Raw genomic sequence first — 15,760 nt, forward strand, 5'->3', positions numbered from 1 at the left:
CGGTCTGCCCTGTCCGTCCGGTTCGCCGTGGCTTCCCACCATGCGGCCGTCACCCGGGCCGTTCCGGTACGGCCCCTAGACTGGCCCACATGACCGAGACCCTGTGGCCCGCCCCCGTCGCCACCGCCCCCGTCGACGCCACCGTCACCATCCCCGGCTCCAAGTCGGTCACCAACCGGGCCCTGGTGCTGGCGGCACTCGCCGACGGACCGGGCTGGGTGCGCCGCCCGCTGCGCAGCCGCGACTCCCAGCTGATGGCCGACGGCCTGCGCGCCCTCGGGGTCACCATCGAGGAGAAGGTCAACAACGACTCCGGCGGCACCGGCGGCGGCGAGGCGTGGCGGGTCATCCCCGCCCCCGCGCTGCGCGGCCCCGCCAGTGTGGACGTCGGCAACGCCGGCACGGTCATGCGCTTCCTGCCCCCGCTCGCCGCCCTCGCCGACGGCCCGGTGCACTTCGACGGCGACCCCCGCAGCCACGAGCGCCCCCAGCACGGCGTGATCAACGCCCTGCGCGCGCTCGGCGCCCGGATCGAGGACGGCGGCCGCGGCAGCTTCCCGCTCACCGTCCACGGCACCGGCGGCCTCGACGGCGGCCCGGTCGAGCTGGACGCCTCCTCCTCGTCCCAGTTCGTCTCCGCCCTGCTGCTCTCCGGCGCCCGCTACAACCACGGCGTCGAGGTCCGGCACGTCGGCGGCCCGGTGCCGTCGCTGCCGCACATCCGGATGACCGTCGAGATGCTGCGCCTGGCCGGCGCCCAGGTCGACGCCCCCGAGGACGGCGGCGAGAAGGACGTCTGGCGGGTCACCCCCGGCGCCCTGCTCGGCCGCGACCTGGTGGTCGAGCCCGACCTCTCCAACGCCGCCCCGTTCTTCGCCGCCGCCCTGGTCACCGGCGGCCGGGTCACCGTCCGCGACTGGCCCAAGCACACCACCCAGCCCGGCGACCAGCTGCGCGACCTCTACACCCGGATGGGTGGCGCCTGCGAGTTCACCGACGAGGGCCTGCAGTTCACCGGCACCGGCCGGATCCACGGCATCGAGGCCGACCTGCACGACGTCGGCGAGCTCACCCCGGTGATCGCCGCCGTCGCCGCCCTCGCCGACTCCGAGTCCCACCTGTACGGCATCGCCCACCTGCGCCTGCACGAGACCGACCGGCTGGCCGCCCTCGCCAAGGAGATCAACGACCTCGGCGGCGACGTCAGCGAGACCGAGGACGGCCTGCGGATCCGCCCGCGCCCGCTGCACGGCGGCATCTTCCACACCTACGAGGACCACCGCCTGGCCACCGCCGCCGCGGTGCTCGGCCTGGCCGTGCCCGGCGTCGACGTGGAGAACGTCGGCACCACCGCCAAGACCCTGCCCGACTTCCCCGGAATGTGGGCGGAGCTGCTCGGCGAGGGCACGGCGGCGACGGACGCCTGAGCGGAGACTGGAATCATGCGCCGCTACGGCAAGGACGCCGACGAGGACGACATCCGCAACCGCCCCGCCCGCCGGGGCTCCCGGCCGCGGACCCGGATCAGGCCCAAGCACGAGGACGCCGCCGAGGCGATGGTGCTGACCGTCGACCGCGGCCGGGTCACCTGCCTGGTCGATCCGGGGACCAAGCAGGAGCGCGAGGTCGTCGCCATGAAGGCCCGCGAACTGGGCCGCAAGGGCGTCGTCGTCGGCGACGTGGTCAACCTGGTCGGCGACCTCTCCGGGGACGCCGACACCCTGGCCCGGATCGTCCGGGTCGAGGAGCGCGGCTCCGTGCTCCGGCGCACCGCGGACGACGACGACCCGTACGAGCGGATCGTCGTCGCCAACGCCGACCAGCTGGCCATCGTCACCGCGCTGGCCGACCCGGAGCCCCGCCCCCGGCTGATCGACCGCTGCCTGGTCGCCGCCTACGACGCGGGCATGGAGCCCCTGCTGGTGCTCACCAAGTCCGACCTCACCCCGGCCGACGAGCTGCTGGAGTCGTACGCCCCGCTGGGCATCGACTACGTCGTCACCCGCCGGGACGAACTGGAGACCACCGGCGCCGAGGCCGTCCGCGAGCACCTGCGCGGGCTCTCCACGGTGTTCATCGGCCACTCCGGCGTCGGCAAGACCACCCTGGTCAACGCCCTGGTCCCGGACCGCCAGCGGCAGACCGGCCACGTCAACGCGGTCACCGGCCGCGGCCGGCACACCACCGTCTCCGCCCTGGCCCTGCGGCTGCCCCCGCCGCCCGGCGCCAAGCCCGGCTCCCGCAAGGCGCTCGACCCGGGCTGGGTGATCGACACGCCCGGCTTCCGCTCCTTCGGCCTCTCCCACATCGACCCGTCCCGGGTCATCCACGCCTTCCCCGACCTGGAGCCCGGCACCGTCGACTGCCCGCGCGCCTGCAGCCACGACGAACCGGACTGCGCCCTGGACGCCTGGGTCGCCGACGGCCACGCCGAGGGCGCCCGGCTCTACTCGCTGCGCCGTCTGCTGGCCAGCAAGGAGGCCCGCGAGGGCGACTGACGGCCTTGCCGTCCGTCGGGTCCGTGACCCGTTCGAGGTGTCGGACCGGCCCGCCCTGGCGATCATAGGAAAGTCGGGCCGGGCACGGCCCGTCCGTCGATCGACAGGGAGGGCACCCGATGGCATGGGCCCTGGTGATCCTGGCCGGCCTGCTGGAGACCGGCTTCGCGATCAACCTCAAGCTCAGCGAGGGTTTCACCAAGCTCTGGCCCACCATCAGCTTCTGCGTGTTCGCCCTCAGCAGCTTCGGGCTGCTCACCCTCTCGCTGAAGAGCCTGCCGGTCGGCCCCGCCTACGCGGTGTGGACCGGCATCGGCGCGGCCGGCACCGCCATCTACGGCATGGTCTTCCTGGACGAGACCACCTCGGTGCTCAAGCTGGTCTCCATCTCGCTGGTGATCGCCGGGGTGATCGGCCTCCAGCTCAGCGGCTCGGCCCACTGACCGCCCGACCCGACCCGCCGACCACCCACCGAGACACCCGGACCGGCCCGACCCACTGAGCTAGGGTTTCCGGCATGGCCGACTACCACGACGATCTCCGACTCGCCCACGTCCTCGCCGACTCGGCCGACTCGATCACCCTGGAGCGCTTCCGCGCCCTCGACCTGAAGATCGAGACCAAGCCGGACCTCACCCCGGTCAGCGACGCCGACAAGGCCGCCGAGGAACTGGTGCGCAGCGTGCTCCAGCGCGCCCGCCCGCGCGACGCCGTCCTCGGCGAGGAGTTCGGCCTCCAGGGCTCGGGCCCGCGCCGCTGGGTGATCGACCCGATCGACGGCACCAAGAACTACATCCGCGGCGTCCCGGTCTGGGCCACCCTGATCGCCCTGCTGGAGGACGGCCCGGACGGCGTCGAGCGTCCGGTGGTCGGCATCGTCTCCGCCCCGGCGCTGCAGCGCCGCTGGTGGGCCGCCAAGGGCCTGGGCGCCTACGCCGGCCGCAGCCTGGCCAAGGCCTCCCGGATCCACGTCTCCGGCGTCTCCCGGATCGAGGACGCCTCCTTCTCGTACTCCTCCCTCACCGGCTGGGAGGACCGCGGCCGCCTGGACCCGTTCCTGGACCTCACCCGCGCCTGCTGGCGCACCCGCGCCTACGGCGACTTCTGGTCCTACATGATGGTCGCCGAGGGCGCCGTGGACATCGCCGCCGAGCCCGAGCTGTCGCTGTGGGACATGGCCGCGCCCTGCATCGTGGTCGAGGAGGCCGGCGGCCTGTTCACCGGCCTGGACGGCATCCCCGGCCCCGGCGGCGCCGACGCGGTGGCCACCAACGGCCTGCTGCACGACGAGACCCTGCGCCGGCTCTCCGTCTGACCCGCAGGCGAGCGGGCGGGCGAGTAACTGCCGCGGGCCCGGATGACCAGTGGGAGCTGGTCATCCGGGCCCGCCGCCCGTTCCGGTCCGGCTACTGCTTGCGCAGCTCCCGGACCGCCGCCTCCAGCCGCTGCCCGTAGTCGGCGTCGGCCTTGCGGAAGTTGTCGATCGCCCGCTCCACGATGTCCTCCCGGTCGGCCGAGACCTTGGCGATGAAGCCCGCCAGGTTGGCGATCAGCCGCTGCTTCTCCTCCTCGGAGAACAGCCGGTAGAGGTCGCCCGCCTGCACGAAGTCGTCGTCCTCGGCGTGCGAGGGCGCCGCGTGGGTGCCGGTGGAGCCGTCGACCGCGGTCGCCGCCCACAGCGGACGGCCGGTCTGCACCGGGCCGCCGAAGCTGTTCGGCTCGTAGTTCTTCTGCCGCCCGTGCCGGCCGTCGTACAGGTGGCCGTCCCGGCCGTTGGTGCGGGCCTCGGTGGCGTGCGGGCGGTTGACCGGCAGGTGGTCGGCGTTGATGCCGACCCGGTAGCGGTGGGCGTCCGCGTAGGCGAACAGGCGGCCCTGGAGCATCTTGTCCGGGGACGGCCCGATGCCGGGCACGAAGTGCGCCGGGGAGAACACCGACTGCTCGACCTCGGCGAAGACGTTGTCGGGGTTGCGGTTGAGCTCCAGCCGGCCGATCTCGACCGGCGGGTAGTCGGCGTGCGGCCAGACCTTGGTCAGGTCGAAGGGGTTGAAGCGGTACGCGGCCGCGTCGGCCGCCGGCATGATCTGGACCTGCACCGTCCAGCTGGGGTATTCGCCGCGCTCGATCGACTCGCGCAGGTCCCGCTGGTGGCTGTCCGGGTCCTCGCCGGCGAGCTTGTTGGCCTCGGCTTGGGTGAGGTTGCGGATGCCCTGGTCGGTCTTGAAGTGGTACTTGACCCAGAAGTGCTCGCCGGCCTCGTTCTGCCACTGGAAGGTGTGCGAGCCGTAGCCGTTCAGGTGCCGGTAGCTGGCCGGGATGCCGCGGTCGCCGAACAGCCAGGTCACCTGGTGGGTGGCCTCGGGCGACAGGCCCCAGAAGTCCCAGACGTTGTCGGCCTCCTGCGAGCCGGTGTACGGGTCCCGCTTCTGGGTGTGGATGAAGTCGGGGAACTTGATGGCGTCCTTGATGAAGAACACCGGGGTGTTGTTTCCGACGAGGTCGTAGTTGCCCTCCTCGGTGTAGAACTTCAGCGCGAAGCCGCGCGGGTCGCGCACCGCGTCGGCCGCGCCGAGGTTGCCGGCCACGGTGGAGAACCGCAGGAAGACCTCGGTCTGCTTGCCGATCTCGGACAGGAAGGCCGCCCGGGTGTAGGGCGTCACGTCGGCGGTCACCGTGAAGGTGCCGTACGCGCCGGCACCGCGGGCGTGCACCACGCGCTCCGGGATCCGCTCGCGGTTGAAGTGCGCGAGCTTCTCGAACAGCAGCTGGTCCTGGATCAGGGCCGGGCCGCCGACACCAGCGGTCGCGGTGTTCTGGTTGTCGGCGACGGGGGCTCCCGCCTCCGTGGTGAGGGTCGGGCGCAGCTCGTCCTGCGTGGTCATAACGGGTCGCCTCCGAGGGATCCGGTCGTGATGACACGATCCTAACTTGGACTTCGTCTAAGTCAACACTGGCACCAATCTCGGAGCCTGACTTATTCTGGTCCCATGAGTGACCTGCTGGAGAGACTGCGCGGACGCGGCTGGCGGCTGACCTCACAGCGCCGGGTGGTGGCCGAGGTCCTCGACGGCGAGCACGTCCACCTCACCGCGGACGAAGTGCACGCCCGCGCCGCCGCCCGCCTGCCCGAGATCAGCCGCGCCACCGTCTACAACACGCTCGGCGAACTCGTCACCCTCGGCGAGGTGCTGGAGGTCGCCACCGACGGCCGCGCCAAGCGCTACGACCCCAACGCCCACCGCGCCCACCAGCACCTGGTCTGCTCCGGCTGCGGCGCGATCCGCGACGTCCACCCCCAGGGCGACCCGCTCACGGCACTGCCCGCCGCCGAACGCTTCGGCTTCGCCGTCACCACCGCCGAGGTCACCTACCGCGGCCTGTGCCCCGACTGCCGCCGCTGAGGCGAAGGCCGACGGCCCGCTACGCGCTCAGCTCGGCGTGCAGCGCGCCCAGCAGCCGCCCGGCCCGCTCCGCGACCTCGGCCGGCCCGTAGTCGATCGCCCGACGGCACCAGTTCTCGGCCTGCACCGGCTCGCCCCGGCGCAGCGCCAGCAGCGCCAGGCGCAGCGCCGCCCGCCCGTGCCCGGCGTCGGCGGCCCGGGTGTACCAGAGCATCGCCTCCGCCTCGCTGTCCTGCCGGGCCAGCAGCAGCCCCAGGTTGAACGCCGCGCTGCGGCTGCCCGCCTCGGCGGCCCGCCGGTACCAGCTCTCGGCGATCTCCAGCGCCCCGCGCTCGGCCGCCCGCACGCCCATCCGCACCTGCGCCCGGCGGTGCCCGGCGTCGGCCGCCAGCGCGTACCAGTGCTCGGCCTCGGCATCCGCGTCCCCGCGCCGGTCCAGCACCGAGGCCAGCCGGAACGCGCCCTCCGCCGAGCCGCCGGCCGCCGCCTGCCGGTAGCGCTCCAGCGCGCCGGACAGGTTGCCGCGCTGCTCCTGGGCGACCGCCAGCTGCAGCGCCGCCTCGCCGTGACCCTCGGCGGCGGCCCGCGCGTACCACTCCTGGGCCTGCCGCGCCTCGCCCCGCCCGGCGTGCAGCACGCCCAGGTTGAAGGCGCCGTCCACGCTGCCGGCCTCGGCGGCCTTGGAGAACCACGGCTCGGCGCCGGACTCCTCGCCGCGCTGGAGCAGCATCACGGCCAGCGCGTTGCAGGCCTCCCGGTGCCCGGCGTACGCGGCCCGGCGGTACCACTGCTCGGCCTGCTGCTCACGGCCGGTGCCGGCGCAGAGCAGGCCGAGGTTGAAGGCGCCGTTCTGGTCGCCGGCGTCGAGGGCGGTGCGGTACCAGTGCTCGGCCGCCTTGGCCTCGCCGCGGCCGGCGTGCAGGGCGCCGAGCGCGTTGGCGGCGTTGCCGTCGCCGGCCTCGGCGGCCTCCTGCCACCACTCGGCGGCGGCGGCGATGTCCCCGGAGTCGCGCAGCAGGAAGCCCAGCGCGCAGGCGGCCCGCGGCTCCCCGTTCTGCGCGGACTGCCGGTACCAGCGGGCCGCCTCCTCCAGCAGCGACCGGTCGTCACCGGCGCGCTCCTCCAGCAGCACGCCCAGGCGCAGCGCGGCGCGGGCGTGGCTGCGGGCGGCGGCCGTGCGGTACCAGGCCTCGGCGGTCTCCTTGTCCCCGGCGGCCTCGCGCATCCGGGCCAGCCGGTAGGCGGCCTCCCGGTGCCCGGCGTCGGCGGACACCTTGAACCAGCGCTCGGCCCGTACGTCGCGCCGGTGCTCCATCAGGTCGCCGAGCGCGTAGGCGCCGAGCGGGTGGCCGTGGTCGGCGGCGAAGTGCAGCCAGTACTCGGCGGCCTCCTCCTCGCCCTGGTCGCGCAGCTGGAGCCCGAGCGCGTGCGCGGCGGGGGCGCTGCCCGCCACCGCCGCCTGGCGCCACCACTGGCCGGCCTCGGCGCGGTGGCCCTGCTGGTGCAGCAGCACGCCCAGGTTGTTGGCGGCGGCCCGCACCCCGGCGGCCGCGGCGGCGCGCAGGTAGGGCTCGGCGTCCTCCAGGTCGCCGCGGCGCAGCAGCAGGGTGCCGAGCCGGCCGGCGGCGTCCGCGTCGCCGTCGTCGGCGGCCTGCCGGTGCCGGGCCTCCAGGGCGGCGGACTCCCGGGCGGCCAGCGCGGTCTCGAAGCTGGTGGGGTCCAGCCCGGCCGGGTCCAGTGCGGCGCCCGCGGGCGATTCGTCGCCGCCCGCCCCGTACGGGCCGACGGCGGCGGAGAACTGGCGGGTGGACACGTGGACCAGGCTGTCGGGCCCGGAGCCGCCGACCGCGGGGCGCTCCGACAGCCCGCTGGTGCGCTGGGCGGGCAGGGCCCCGGGGCGGTCGTCGGGGCTCTCGGCGCTCTCCGCCCAGGCGTCGGTGTCGGCCTCGACGGCCGCACCGGACTTGGCGCCTGACTTGCCGATCAGCCTCATGCCGACTCCCGCTCCCCCAGAGTGTCGCGGCATCGTGCCCCGGCCGACGGCCGGGGGGACTCCCAGGAGAGGCGCCGGACCCGACGGCCCATCAGCGGCCGTGCACCGTCCCCCGTGTGTCCCATCGTCGCATCACCCGCTACCCGCGTACACCTGCCCCGGCCGAATTCGGGTGGGGCGGACCCGAAGCCGACGGAATTGCTTCGGCGCTTTGTCGATTTCCCGACACTTCCACCCCACAAACCCCGGTGCCGTCCCCGTTGGCGACGGTCGATAGTACCGGAGCGGTTCCCGCCGCTTCCGGACGGAAACATCCGGGAACGACAGAGGCCCGGAGGAATGATCCTCCGGGCCTCTGATACTGAGTAGCGGGGACAGGATTTGAACCTGCGACCTCTGGGTTATGAGCCCAGCGAGCTACCGAGCTGCTCCACCCCGCGTCGGTGATCAAACAATAGCACGGTTCCAACGGCGCAAATACCAGGGGCCCGGAGGAAGAATCCTCCGGGCCCCTGGCACTGAGTAGCGGGGACAGGATTTGAACCTGCGACCTCTGGGTTATGAGCCCAGCGAGCTACCGAGCTGCTCCACCCCGCGTCGTTGTGGTTGAACCGTAGCACGGACGCGGGGTGGAACCCAAAACGGTTATCGCAGCTCAGCGGGGACTACGGGTGCGGACTGGCCGCCCCCGTGCCGGTCGGCGCCGCCGTCGGGGCCGGCGCCGGGCTGCCGCCGCGGGCCGCGTCGGCCGCCTTCAGGGCGTCCCCGAGCGCCTTCTGGGCGTTGCCGTAGGCCACCCAGTCGCCGTTCTTGAACGCGGTCTGGCTGTCGTTGTACGCCTTCTCCGCGTCCGCGAGCGCCTTCTGCAGCTCCGGCGAGAGCGTCCCGCCCGGCGCCGGGGTGCCCGGCCCGGTGGGCGTGGGCGTCGGCGTCCCCGGGGAGGTCGGCGTCGTGCCCGAGCCCGGCGTCGTGCCCGGGACGGCCCCGCCGCCCGGGTTGGACGGCGCGACCGGCGTGGCCGGCGGGGCCTGCCCGGCGAACAGCTTCTTCAGCGCGTCCTCCAGGGTGTTCTCGAAGGCCACGTTGTCGTCCCCGTACACCGCCAGGACCTTCTGCAGCGTCGGGTACTTGGCGCCGCGCCCGCGCACGTACACCGGCTCCACGTTCAGCAGTCCGCCGCCGACCGGCAGGGTCAGCAGGTTGCCGTACTCCAGCTCGGTGTCACCACCGCTCTTCAGCGCGAAGATCTGGTTGGCCACCTCCTGGCGGGAGTTGAACTTCGACTGCACCAGGCCGGGGCCGGGGGCGCCGCTCTCGCCGGTCATCTTCAGGATCCGGATCTTCCCGTAGTCGTCGCCCGGATCCGCGTTGACGGCCATGAAGGCCGCCAGGTTCGGCCGCTGGTTGGGCACGAAGCTGCTGGTCAGCGAGAAGCTCGCGGCGGGGGCGTCCGGCATCCGCACCGTCACGTAGTACGGCGGCTGGACCTGCTTGGTGTCACTGGTCGGGTCCACCGGGACCTGCCAGATGTCACTGCCGTTGAAGAAGGAGTTGGCGTCCGTCACGTGGTACTGGCCGAGCAGGTCGCGCTGCACCTTGAACATGTCCTGCGGGTAGCGCAGGTGCGGCAGCAGCGTCGCCGGGATGTCCGCCTTCGGCTCGACGGTGCCCGGGAAGGCCTTCATCCAGGTCTTCAGCACCGGGTCCTTGTCGTCCCACTGGTAGAGCTTCACCTCGCCGGTGTAGGCGTCCACCGTGGCCTTGACCGAGTTGCGGATGTAGTTGACCTGGTTGGCGACGCTCAGCAGCTCACCGCGCTGGTTGGTCAGCGAGTCCTTGGTCGCGGTGCCCAGCGTCGTCTTCGACGAGAACGGGAAGCCGTCCGAGGTGGTGTAGCCGTCCACGACCCACACCACCCGGCCGCCCTGCACCACCGGGTACGGGTCGGCGTCGATCGACAGCCACGGCGCGACCTTCTCCACCCGCTCCTTCGGCGTCCGGTTGTAGATCACCTTGGCGCCGTCGGTGATCGCCCCCGCGTACAGGATCTGCGGCTCGGCGAAGCGCACCGCGTACGCGGCCCGGGTGATCGGGTTGTCCAGCGAGACACCGCTGTCACCGCCGTACGTGTACTCCACGTTCTGGCCGGTCTTGATGTCGGTGTAGTCGATCTCCTTGTTGGCGCCGCCGACGATCGAGTACGTCGTCGTCTTCTCGCCGTAGTAGATCCGCTGCTCGTAGTCGCCCAGCGAGCCGGTGGCCGGCAGGCCGGACTCGGTGAACACCGGCCCGCCCTTGTCGTCGACCTGGTTGCCCTTGGCGACGGCCGCGCCGTAGCCGTGGGTGTACTTGAAGTGGTCGTTGATCCAGTTGCGCTGCACCCCGTTGAGGTCCAGCTCGCGCAGGCCGATCACGGTGTCCTGCTTGTCCGCGCCGGTGCCGTAGCGGTCCACCGACAGCGTGCTCGGGAAGGCGTAGTAGTTGCGCTGCTGCTCCAGCGACTGGAACGTCTGCGACACGATGTTCGGGTCCAGCAGCCGCACGTCCGCGATGGTCTGCGCGTCCGGCTTCAGCGCGTCACCCGTGGTCGAGCCCTGCGGGCTGTACGGGGTGGTCTCCGAGCCCGCGATCCCGTACGCCTGCCGCGTCGCGTCGATGTTCTTCTGGATGTACGGCGTCTCCTTGGCCTGCTCGTTCGGCTTGACCTGGAACTGCTGCACGATCGCCGGGTACAGCCCGCCGATCAGCACCGCCGACAGCACCATCAGCCCCAGCCCGATCAGGGCCGGCGCCCAGGTGCGGCGGATCGGGGTCAGGAAGAACAGCACCGCGCAGATGATCGCGACGAAGAACAGGATCGTCTTGGCCGGCAGGAACGCGTTGGCGTCCACGTAGCGCAGGCCCGTCCAGCCCGAGACCCCCTTGTAGGAGCCGGTCTTCACCGCCAGCGCGTACCGGTCCAGCCAGTACGCCACCGCCTTCAGCAGCACGAACACGCCCAGCAGCACCGCCAGGTGCCCCTGCGCGCCCGCGCTCGCCCGCCGGCCCGGGCCCTGCAGCCGCAGCCCGCCGTACAGGTAGTGCACCAGCGCCGAGGTCAGCAGCGAGACGATCACCGCGCTGAACGCGAAGCCCAGCACGAACTCGTAGAACGGCAGGTCGAAGGCGTAGAAGGAGACGTCCATGCCGAACTGGGCGTCCTTCTCACCGAAGGACGTCGCGTTCGTCCACATCAGCCAGGTCCGCCACTGGCCCGACGCCGCCGCGCCCGCCACCAGGCCGATCACCAGCGAGACGCCGATCAGCGCCCAGCGCTTGAACGGCGCCAGGCCCGCCCGGTAGCGGTCCAGGCTCTGCTGCTCCACCGACATCGCCGACAGCGGCGGCCGCAGCCGGTGCGCCAGCCAGACGTTGAAGCCGACGATCACCGCCATCAGCAGGCCGAACACCGCGAACAGCCCGATCTTCGTCCACAGCTGGGTGGTGAACACCGAGGAGTAGTGCACCGACCTGAACCACAGCCAGTCCGTCCAGAACCCGGCGAACATGACGAACAGCAGGAACAGCACCGCGAGTACGCCCAGGGTCAGCAGGGCCACCCTCGCCCGCCGGGAGGGCGGGCCCACCCTCCGCCGGAAACCCGGCCCTGAGCGTTCCGGCATCTGGAATACCACGGTGGCACCTCAGCTGTGTCGTCTGGGATCAGTCGGTCGTCAGAGCAACTTAACCAGGCTTCGGCCGAGTTCCCACCGTTAGCAGACGGTTACTACGGCGTTCCCGCCCGGCCCCCGCCGGGCCCCTCGCCCGGCCCCTCGCCGAGCCGCCGGCGGCCGCCCCGGCGAGCGCCCGCCGCCCGGCGTGTGAGGATTGAGTCATGTCCGACGCGTCTGATCTGAACAACTCCCCCGACGACGTCTCCAAGCTCCCCGCCGCCACCCCGCTCACCCGGGCCGCGCTGGAGATCGACGAGTACGCCGCCACCCTCGGCTGGGACCTCCCGGCCCGGCTGTTCGCCCTGGTGGACAGCGCCGCCCTGCGCAAGGCCGACCCGCACATCGCCAAGCAGCTCGGCCTCGCCGACACCGACGAGCCCGGCCTCACCCCGGTCGAGCAGGACGAGCTCCCGGAGGGCATGGAGCTCGACAAGTTCCTCGGCACCATCGCCTGGCCCGCCGCGGTGGCCGGCTGCGCCCTGGTCGTCGAGCGCCTGATGCTCCCGCCGGGCGCCGAGCAGTCCCGCCCCCGGGGCGCCAGCGACGCCCAGCTCGCCGAGTGGGTGGCCAACCACCCCAAGCGCGAGGAGGTGCGGATCACCGCCGCGGTGCTGCGCAACGGCAAGAAGGAGATCGCCCTGCGGCTGCGCTCCAAGGACGTCGCCCGCGAGGTGCTGACCGGCCCGGACCTCGTGCCCGGCCTGACCGACGCGCTGCTGGCGACCTTCTCCTGACCCCCGCGCCCCGGCTACTCGGGGCAGGACGGCAGCGCCGAGGTCTGCCCGGAGCGGATCTGCTCCAGCGACTTCAGCGCGCCGTCCAGGGTGTCGGTCTTGATCAGGGTCAGCCCGGACGGCACGTTCTTGTCGGCCTCGGCGCAGTTCGAGGACGGGGTGAAGAAGTACTGGGCCCCGGCGTCCCGGGCGGCGATCAGCTTCATCGATATCCCGCCGATCGGGCCGACCTTGCCGTCGTCGTCGATGGTGCCGGTGCCCGCGACGAACTTGCCGCCGGTGAGGTCGCCGCCGGGGGTGAGCTTGTCGATGATGCCGAGCGAGAACATCAGCCCGGCGCTCGGGCCGCCGACGTCCTGCAGGCCGATGTCGATCTGGAACGGGTAGGTGTGCCGGATCCCGGTACCGATGCCCACCACCGCGAGCTCGGCCCGCTCGGCCGGGGCCTTCGGGTCGAGGTCCTTGGCCCGCACGGTCGGGACGGTGACGTCGGTCTTCGTCCCCGGGGTGGTGGTGGCGTTGCCGGAGGCGTCCTTGGTCCGCGGCACCACGGTGAAGACCACCGACTCGCCGGGCTTGTGCTTGGTGACGGCGGCGACCACCTGGTCGACCGAGTCGACGGCCGTGCCGTCCACCGCGACGATCTGGTCGCCCGCGTGCAGCCGGCCCTCGGCCGGCGCCCCCGCGGTCACCGACTTGACGATCAGTTCGTCGCCGACCGGGACGCCCAACTGCTTGAGCGCCGCGGTGCGGGCGCTGTCCTCGGAGGAGGCGAACTCCTCGGCGTTCTGCTTCTTGGCGTCGGCGTCCGACTGCCCCTTGGGGTAGACGTTGTCGTGCGGAACCACCAGCACGTCGTCGCGCAGCCAGCCGACCACCGCGTTGACCAGGCTGGGCTCGTACTTGGCCCCGGTGACCTGGACGGTGGTCATGTTCAGGTGCCCGCTCGTCTTGTACGAGTCGTGCCCGGTGATGGTGATCACCGGCTTGCCCCCCTGCTCGCCCAGCGTGTTGTACGTCGGGCCCGGGCTCATCTCCGTGTACGGCACCTTCATCAGCACCGAGACACAGAGCAGCGCTATGAGCAGCAGGGTGGCAGCGAGCATCGTCGCGGAGCGGCGTGGCATGCCTCGACAGTACGGGACGCCCGTGAGAGGGCGCCCGCCGGGCTACCGGCCCGGGTGCTCCCCGGGAGCGGCACTGCCCGCGGTGGTGCGTTCCATCGCGGCCATGAAGCGCCGGTGCTCGGCCAGCGAGGCAGGGTCCCCGGTGGCCTTCGGAGCCCGCTGGGCCCAACCCGCCCAGGCGGCGGCGACCAGGACGGCGACAACCGGAATGATCAACCAGGCGAGCGCACCCATATCAGTACTCCCAGCTCGTCGTGTCTATGAGCAGATTAACCACTCCGGCGGACAACGCGGCCGGCGCCATCCGGGTTACGGGACGGCCGATCGGCTCACTTCCAGGGAGTATCCGGTGCCCCCGGCCGGACCCGTTCGGGTGAGGCCTCGGCGCGCCTGCCCCGAAAGACGTGTTCCGTGTGCGGCCGGTTCCGCGATGCCGGGGGCGGGAGCACGGATCGGATCAGCAGCCGCCGGCGCCGACCCACTCCTCCTCGCCGTCGGCGAAGACCTGGTGCTTCCAGATCGGCACCTCGTGCTTGAGGTCGTCGATCAGCCGACGGGCCGCCGCGAAGGCCTCACCGCGGTGGGCGCAGGAGACGGCCACGATCACGGCCTTGTCGGTGATCTCCAGCCGGCCCACCCGGTGCACCGCGGCGAGCGCCCGGACCGGGAAGTCCGCGACGACCTTCTCGGCGATCCGGCGCATCTCCTCCTCGGCGGAGGGGTGGCAGCTGTACTCCAGCGCGGAGACCGACTTGCCGCCGTCGTGGTCCCGGACCGTCCCGACGAAGACGGTGGTGCCGCCGGCCGCGTCGTCGCCGACCGCCTCGTACACCTCGTCCAGCGAGAGCGGGGTGTCGCGAATGGCGAGCAGGCGGATGGGGTCGTGGTTCTCGGACATGACCCCATGATGGCTCATCCGGGGCCGACCGGGGCAAGGGGCTTCCGCATCACGATTCCGAAATTTCGCATCGTGAGAATCTTGGTCGTCGCCCCGCCCAGCCCACCCGGCCCGCCCATACGCCTCTGGCCCTCCCGGCCCTCCCGGCCCTCCCGGCCCGCCCGGCCCGCCCGGCCCGCCCGAACCTCCCGTCCGCTCCCGTCTCAGAAGCGGCGCCGCTTGCGGGCCCGGCGCACCAGCGCCGCCGTACCGACCAGCGCCACCGTCGCCCCGGCCGCCCCCAGACTGGTCGCGGCCTCCTTGCCGCCCAGCCGGCGCCCCGCCACCGCGTGCTTGCCGGACACCTGCGCCAGCAGCTCGGCCAGCACCTGCTCATTGGTGAACTCCGGGCGCCAGCCCGCCTCGTGCAGCCGGCTGCCGGACACCACCCACGGATACATCGTGTACGCCAGGTCCCCCGCCGGAGCCGGGGTCAGACCCAGCCGGTGCAGCCGGGCCGCCGTCCCCAGCGCCAGCGCGGCCGGCAGCTCCATCCGCCGGATCCCCGACAGCCGCTCCACGTCCTCCTGCTCCAGCCAGCCGTCGCAGCCGACCGTCACCTCGCCCTCGACCAGGCCCAGCGCCGCGTACTCCAGCGCCGCCGCCAGGTCGTCCACATGGCAGAACTGCCAGCACGGGCGGGAGCCGGCCACCACCAGCAGCCGGGGCGCCTCGAAGTGCCGGGTCAGCACGGTGTCCACCCCGGGGCCCACCACCACCGCGGGGCGCAGCACCGTCACCTGCAGGCCCGGGTGGGCCCGCGGCGCCCGCCGGGCCAGCCGCTCGATCTCCAGCAGGTCCCCGACCAGCGAGGCCTCCTCGGTCGCCCGCAGCTCCGAGTCCTCGGCCAGCGGCACCTCGTTGTCGGCCAGCGCGCCGTAGACCATCGCGGAGGTGCACAGCACCACCCGGTGCACCCCGGCGGCCGCCGCCGCGGTCAGCACCGTCTGGGCGCCGCGCACGTTGTAGGCGCTGCGGGCCCGCGGATCGGACTCCATGCCGAAGTCCATCGCCAGGTGCACCACGACGTCCACCCCGGCCAGCCGCTCGGCCACCGCGGGGTCCCGCACGTCCAGCACCCGCCACTGCACGCCGGGGACCTCACCGCGCCGGTCGTCCACCGCCAGCACTCTGCGCACGTGCGGCGAGGCCACCAGCCGGGCGGCGACCCGCTCGCCCAGCACACCCGCGGCACCGGTCACCGCCACGGTCAGCGGCCGCCCGCCGTAGGCTGGAGGCGGCGACGCCGTGGCGTCCGGATCGTCCTCTCCAGCGGTCAGCCCAGAGCGAACGTCCGAGGGCGGGGAACTCACCGGCCATCCTCCACGGTTAGCTTATGTGCGTACGGACGTGTGTC

Annotated in this window: 13 protein-coding genes and 2 tRNA genes; 6 read left to right on the plus strand and 9 right to left on the minus strand. The window is 72.7% G+C overall.

The genetic code is table 11. The annotated features are described in order from the left end of the window. The first annotated feature begins 89 nt into the window (after positions 1-89). The 4 genes from aroA to hisN all read left to right on the plus strand — a co-directional run bounded on the left by aroA (position 90) and on the right by hisN (position 3,813). Positions 90-1,427, plus strand: a complete 1,338-nt coding sequence (gene aroA, locus ACZ47G_RS08850) for a 3-phosphoshikimate 1-carboxyvinyltransferase (protein ID WP_465740746.1) — start codon at positions 90-92, stop codon at positions 1,425-1,427. Positions 1,428-1,442: 15 nt separating this feature from the next. Then, a complete protein-coding gene (rsgA, locus tag ACZ47G_RS08855; protein WP_465740747.1) occupies positions 1,443-2,498 on the plus strand; it encodes a ribosome small subunit-dependent GTPase A in 1,056 nt (351 codons plus the stop codon). Between the two features lie 119 nt (positions 2,499-2,617). Continuing rightward, complete coding sequence (locus ACZ47G_RS08860) at positions 2,618-2,941, plus strand: DMT family transporter (RefSeq protein ID WP_380576335.1); 324 nt, start codon at positions 2,618-2,620, stop codon at positions 2,939-2,941. A gap of 74 nt (positions 2,942-3,015) precedes the next feature. Continuing rightward, positions 3,016-3,813 (plus strand): histidinol-phosphatase, encoded by a 798-nt coding sequence (hisN, locus tag ACZ47G_RS08865; protein WP_465740748.1) that lies wholly within the window; start codon positions 3,016-3,018, stop codon positions 3,811-3,813. A gap of 91 nt (positions 3,814-3,904) precedes the next feature. Here hisN and ACZ47G_RS08870 read toward each other — a convergent pair whose 3' ends face one another. Further along, positions 3,905-5,380: a catalase gene (locus ACZ47G_RS08870; protein ID WP_465740749.1), complete on the minus strand. Its 1,476-nt coding sequence runs from the start codon at positions 5,378-5,380 to the stop codon at positions 3,905-3,907. A gap of 105 nt (positions 5,381-5,485) precedes the next feature. Here ACZ47G_RS08870 and ACZ47G_RS08875 point away from each other — a divergent pair, with 105 nt between their 5' ends. Then, the gene (locus ACZ47G_RS08875; RefSeq protein WP_380462716.1) at positions 5,486-5,899 is read left to right on the plus strand and encodes a Fur family transcriptional regulator; all 414 of its coding nucleotides are present in this window, start codon (positions 5,486-5,488) and stop codon (positions 5,897-5,899) included. Between the two features lie 19 nt (positions 5,900-5,918). On the opposite strand, the gene ACZ47G_RS08880 is transcribed toward ACZ47G_RS08875, so the two are convergent. The 4 genes from ACZ47G_RS08880 to ACZ47G_RS08895 form a co-directional block, all read right to left on the minus strand. Continuing rightward, entirely contained in the window at positions 5,919-7,892 is a 1,974-nt protein-coding gene (locus ACZ47G_RS08880; protein ID WP_465740750.1) for a tetratricopeptide repeat protein, read from the minus strand. 366 nt (positions 7,893-8,258) lie between these two features. Continuing rightward, a tRNA-Met gene (locus tag ACZ47G_RS08885) sits at positions 8,259-8,332 on the minus strand. Positions 8,333-8,415: 83 nt separating this feature from the next. Then, positions 8,416-8,489: transfer RNA gene (locus tag ACZ47G_RS08890), tRNA-Met, on the minus strand. 68 nt (positions 8,490-8,557) lie between these two features. After that, positions 8,558-11,554, minus strand: coding sequence for a UPF0182 family membrane protein (locus ACZ47G_RS08895; RefSeq protein WP_465740751.1), 2,997 nt, complete (start codon positions 11,552-11,554; stop codon positions 8,558-8,560). A gap of 212 nt (positions 11,555-11,766) precedes the next feature. Between ACZ47G_RS08895 and ACZ47G_RS08900 the strand changes: the two genes are divergently transcribed. Continuing rightward, the gene (locus ACZ47G_RS08900) at positions 11,767-12,339 is read left to right on the plus strand and encodes a PPA1309 family protein (RefSeq protein WP_465740752.1); all 573 of its coding nucleotides are present in this window, start codon (positions 11,767-11,769) and stop codon (positions 12,337-12,339) included. A 14-nt stretch (positions 12,340-12,353) separates the two neighbouring features. Here the strand turns inward: ACZ47G_RS08900 and ACZ47G_RS08905 are convergent, their stop codons facing one another. From ACZ47G_RS08905 to ACZ47G_RS08920, 4 genes are all read right to left on the minus strand, one after another. Further along, positions 12,354-13,466 (minus strand): YlbL family protein, encoded by a 1,113-nt coding sequence (locus ACZ47G_RS08905; RefSeq protein WP_465740753.1) that lies wholly within the window; start codon positions 13,464-13,466, stop codon positions 12,354-12,356. A 42-nt stretch (positions 13,467-13,508) separates the two neighbouring features. Continuing rightward, positions 13,509-13,682, minus strand: a complete 174-nt coding sequence (locus tag ACZ47G_RS08910) for a hypothetical protein (protein WP_465740754.1) — start codon at positions 13,680-13,682, stop codon at positions 13,509-13,511. Positions 13,683-13,923: 241 nt separating this feature from the next. Beyond that, positions 13,924-14,364, minus strand: a complete 441-nt coding sequence (locus ACZ47G_RS08915; RefSeq protein ID WP_380462705.1) for a molybdenum cofactor biosynthesis protein MoaE — start codon at positions 14,362-14,364, stop codon at positions 13,924-13,926. Between the two features lie 203 nt (positions 14,365-14,567). Next, positions 14,568-15,716 carry an NAD-dependent epimerase/dehydratase family protein gene (locus tag ACZ47G_RS08920; RefSeq protein WP_188303064.1) on the minus strand — a complete coding sequence of 383 codons (1,149 nt, stop codon included), beginning with the start codon at positions 15,714-15,716 and terminating at the stop codon, positions 14,568-14,570. Between the last annotated feature and the right edge of the window lie 44 nt (positions 15,717-15,760).

This window comes from Kitasatospora sp. NPDC030952, assembly GCF_055571335.1.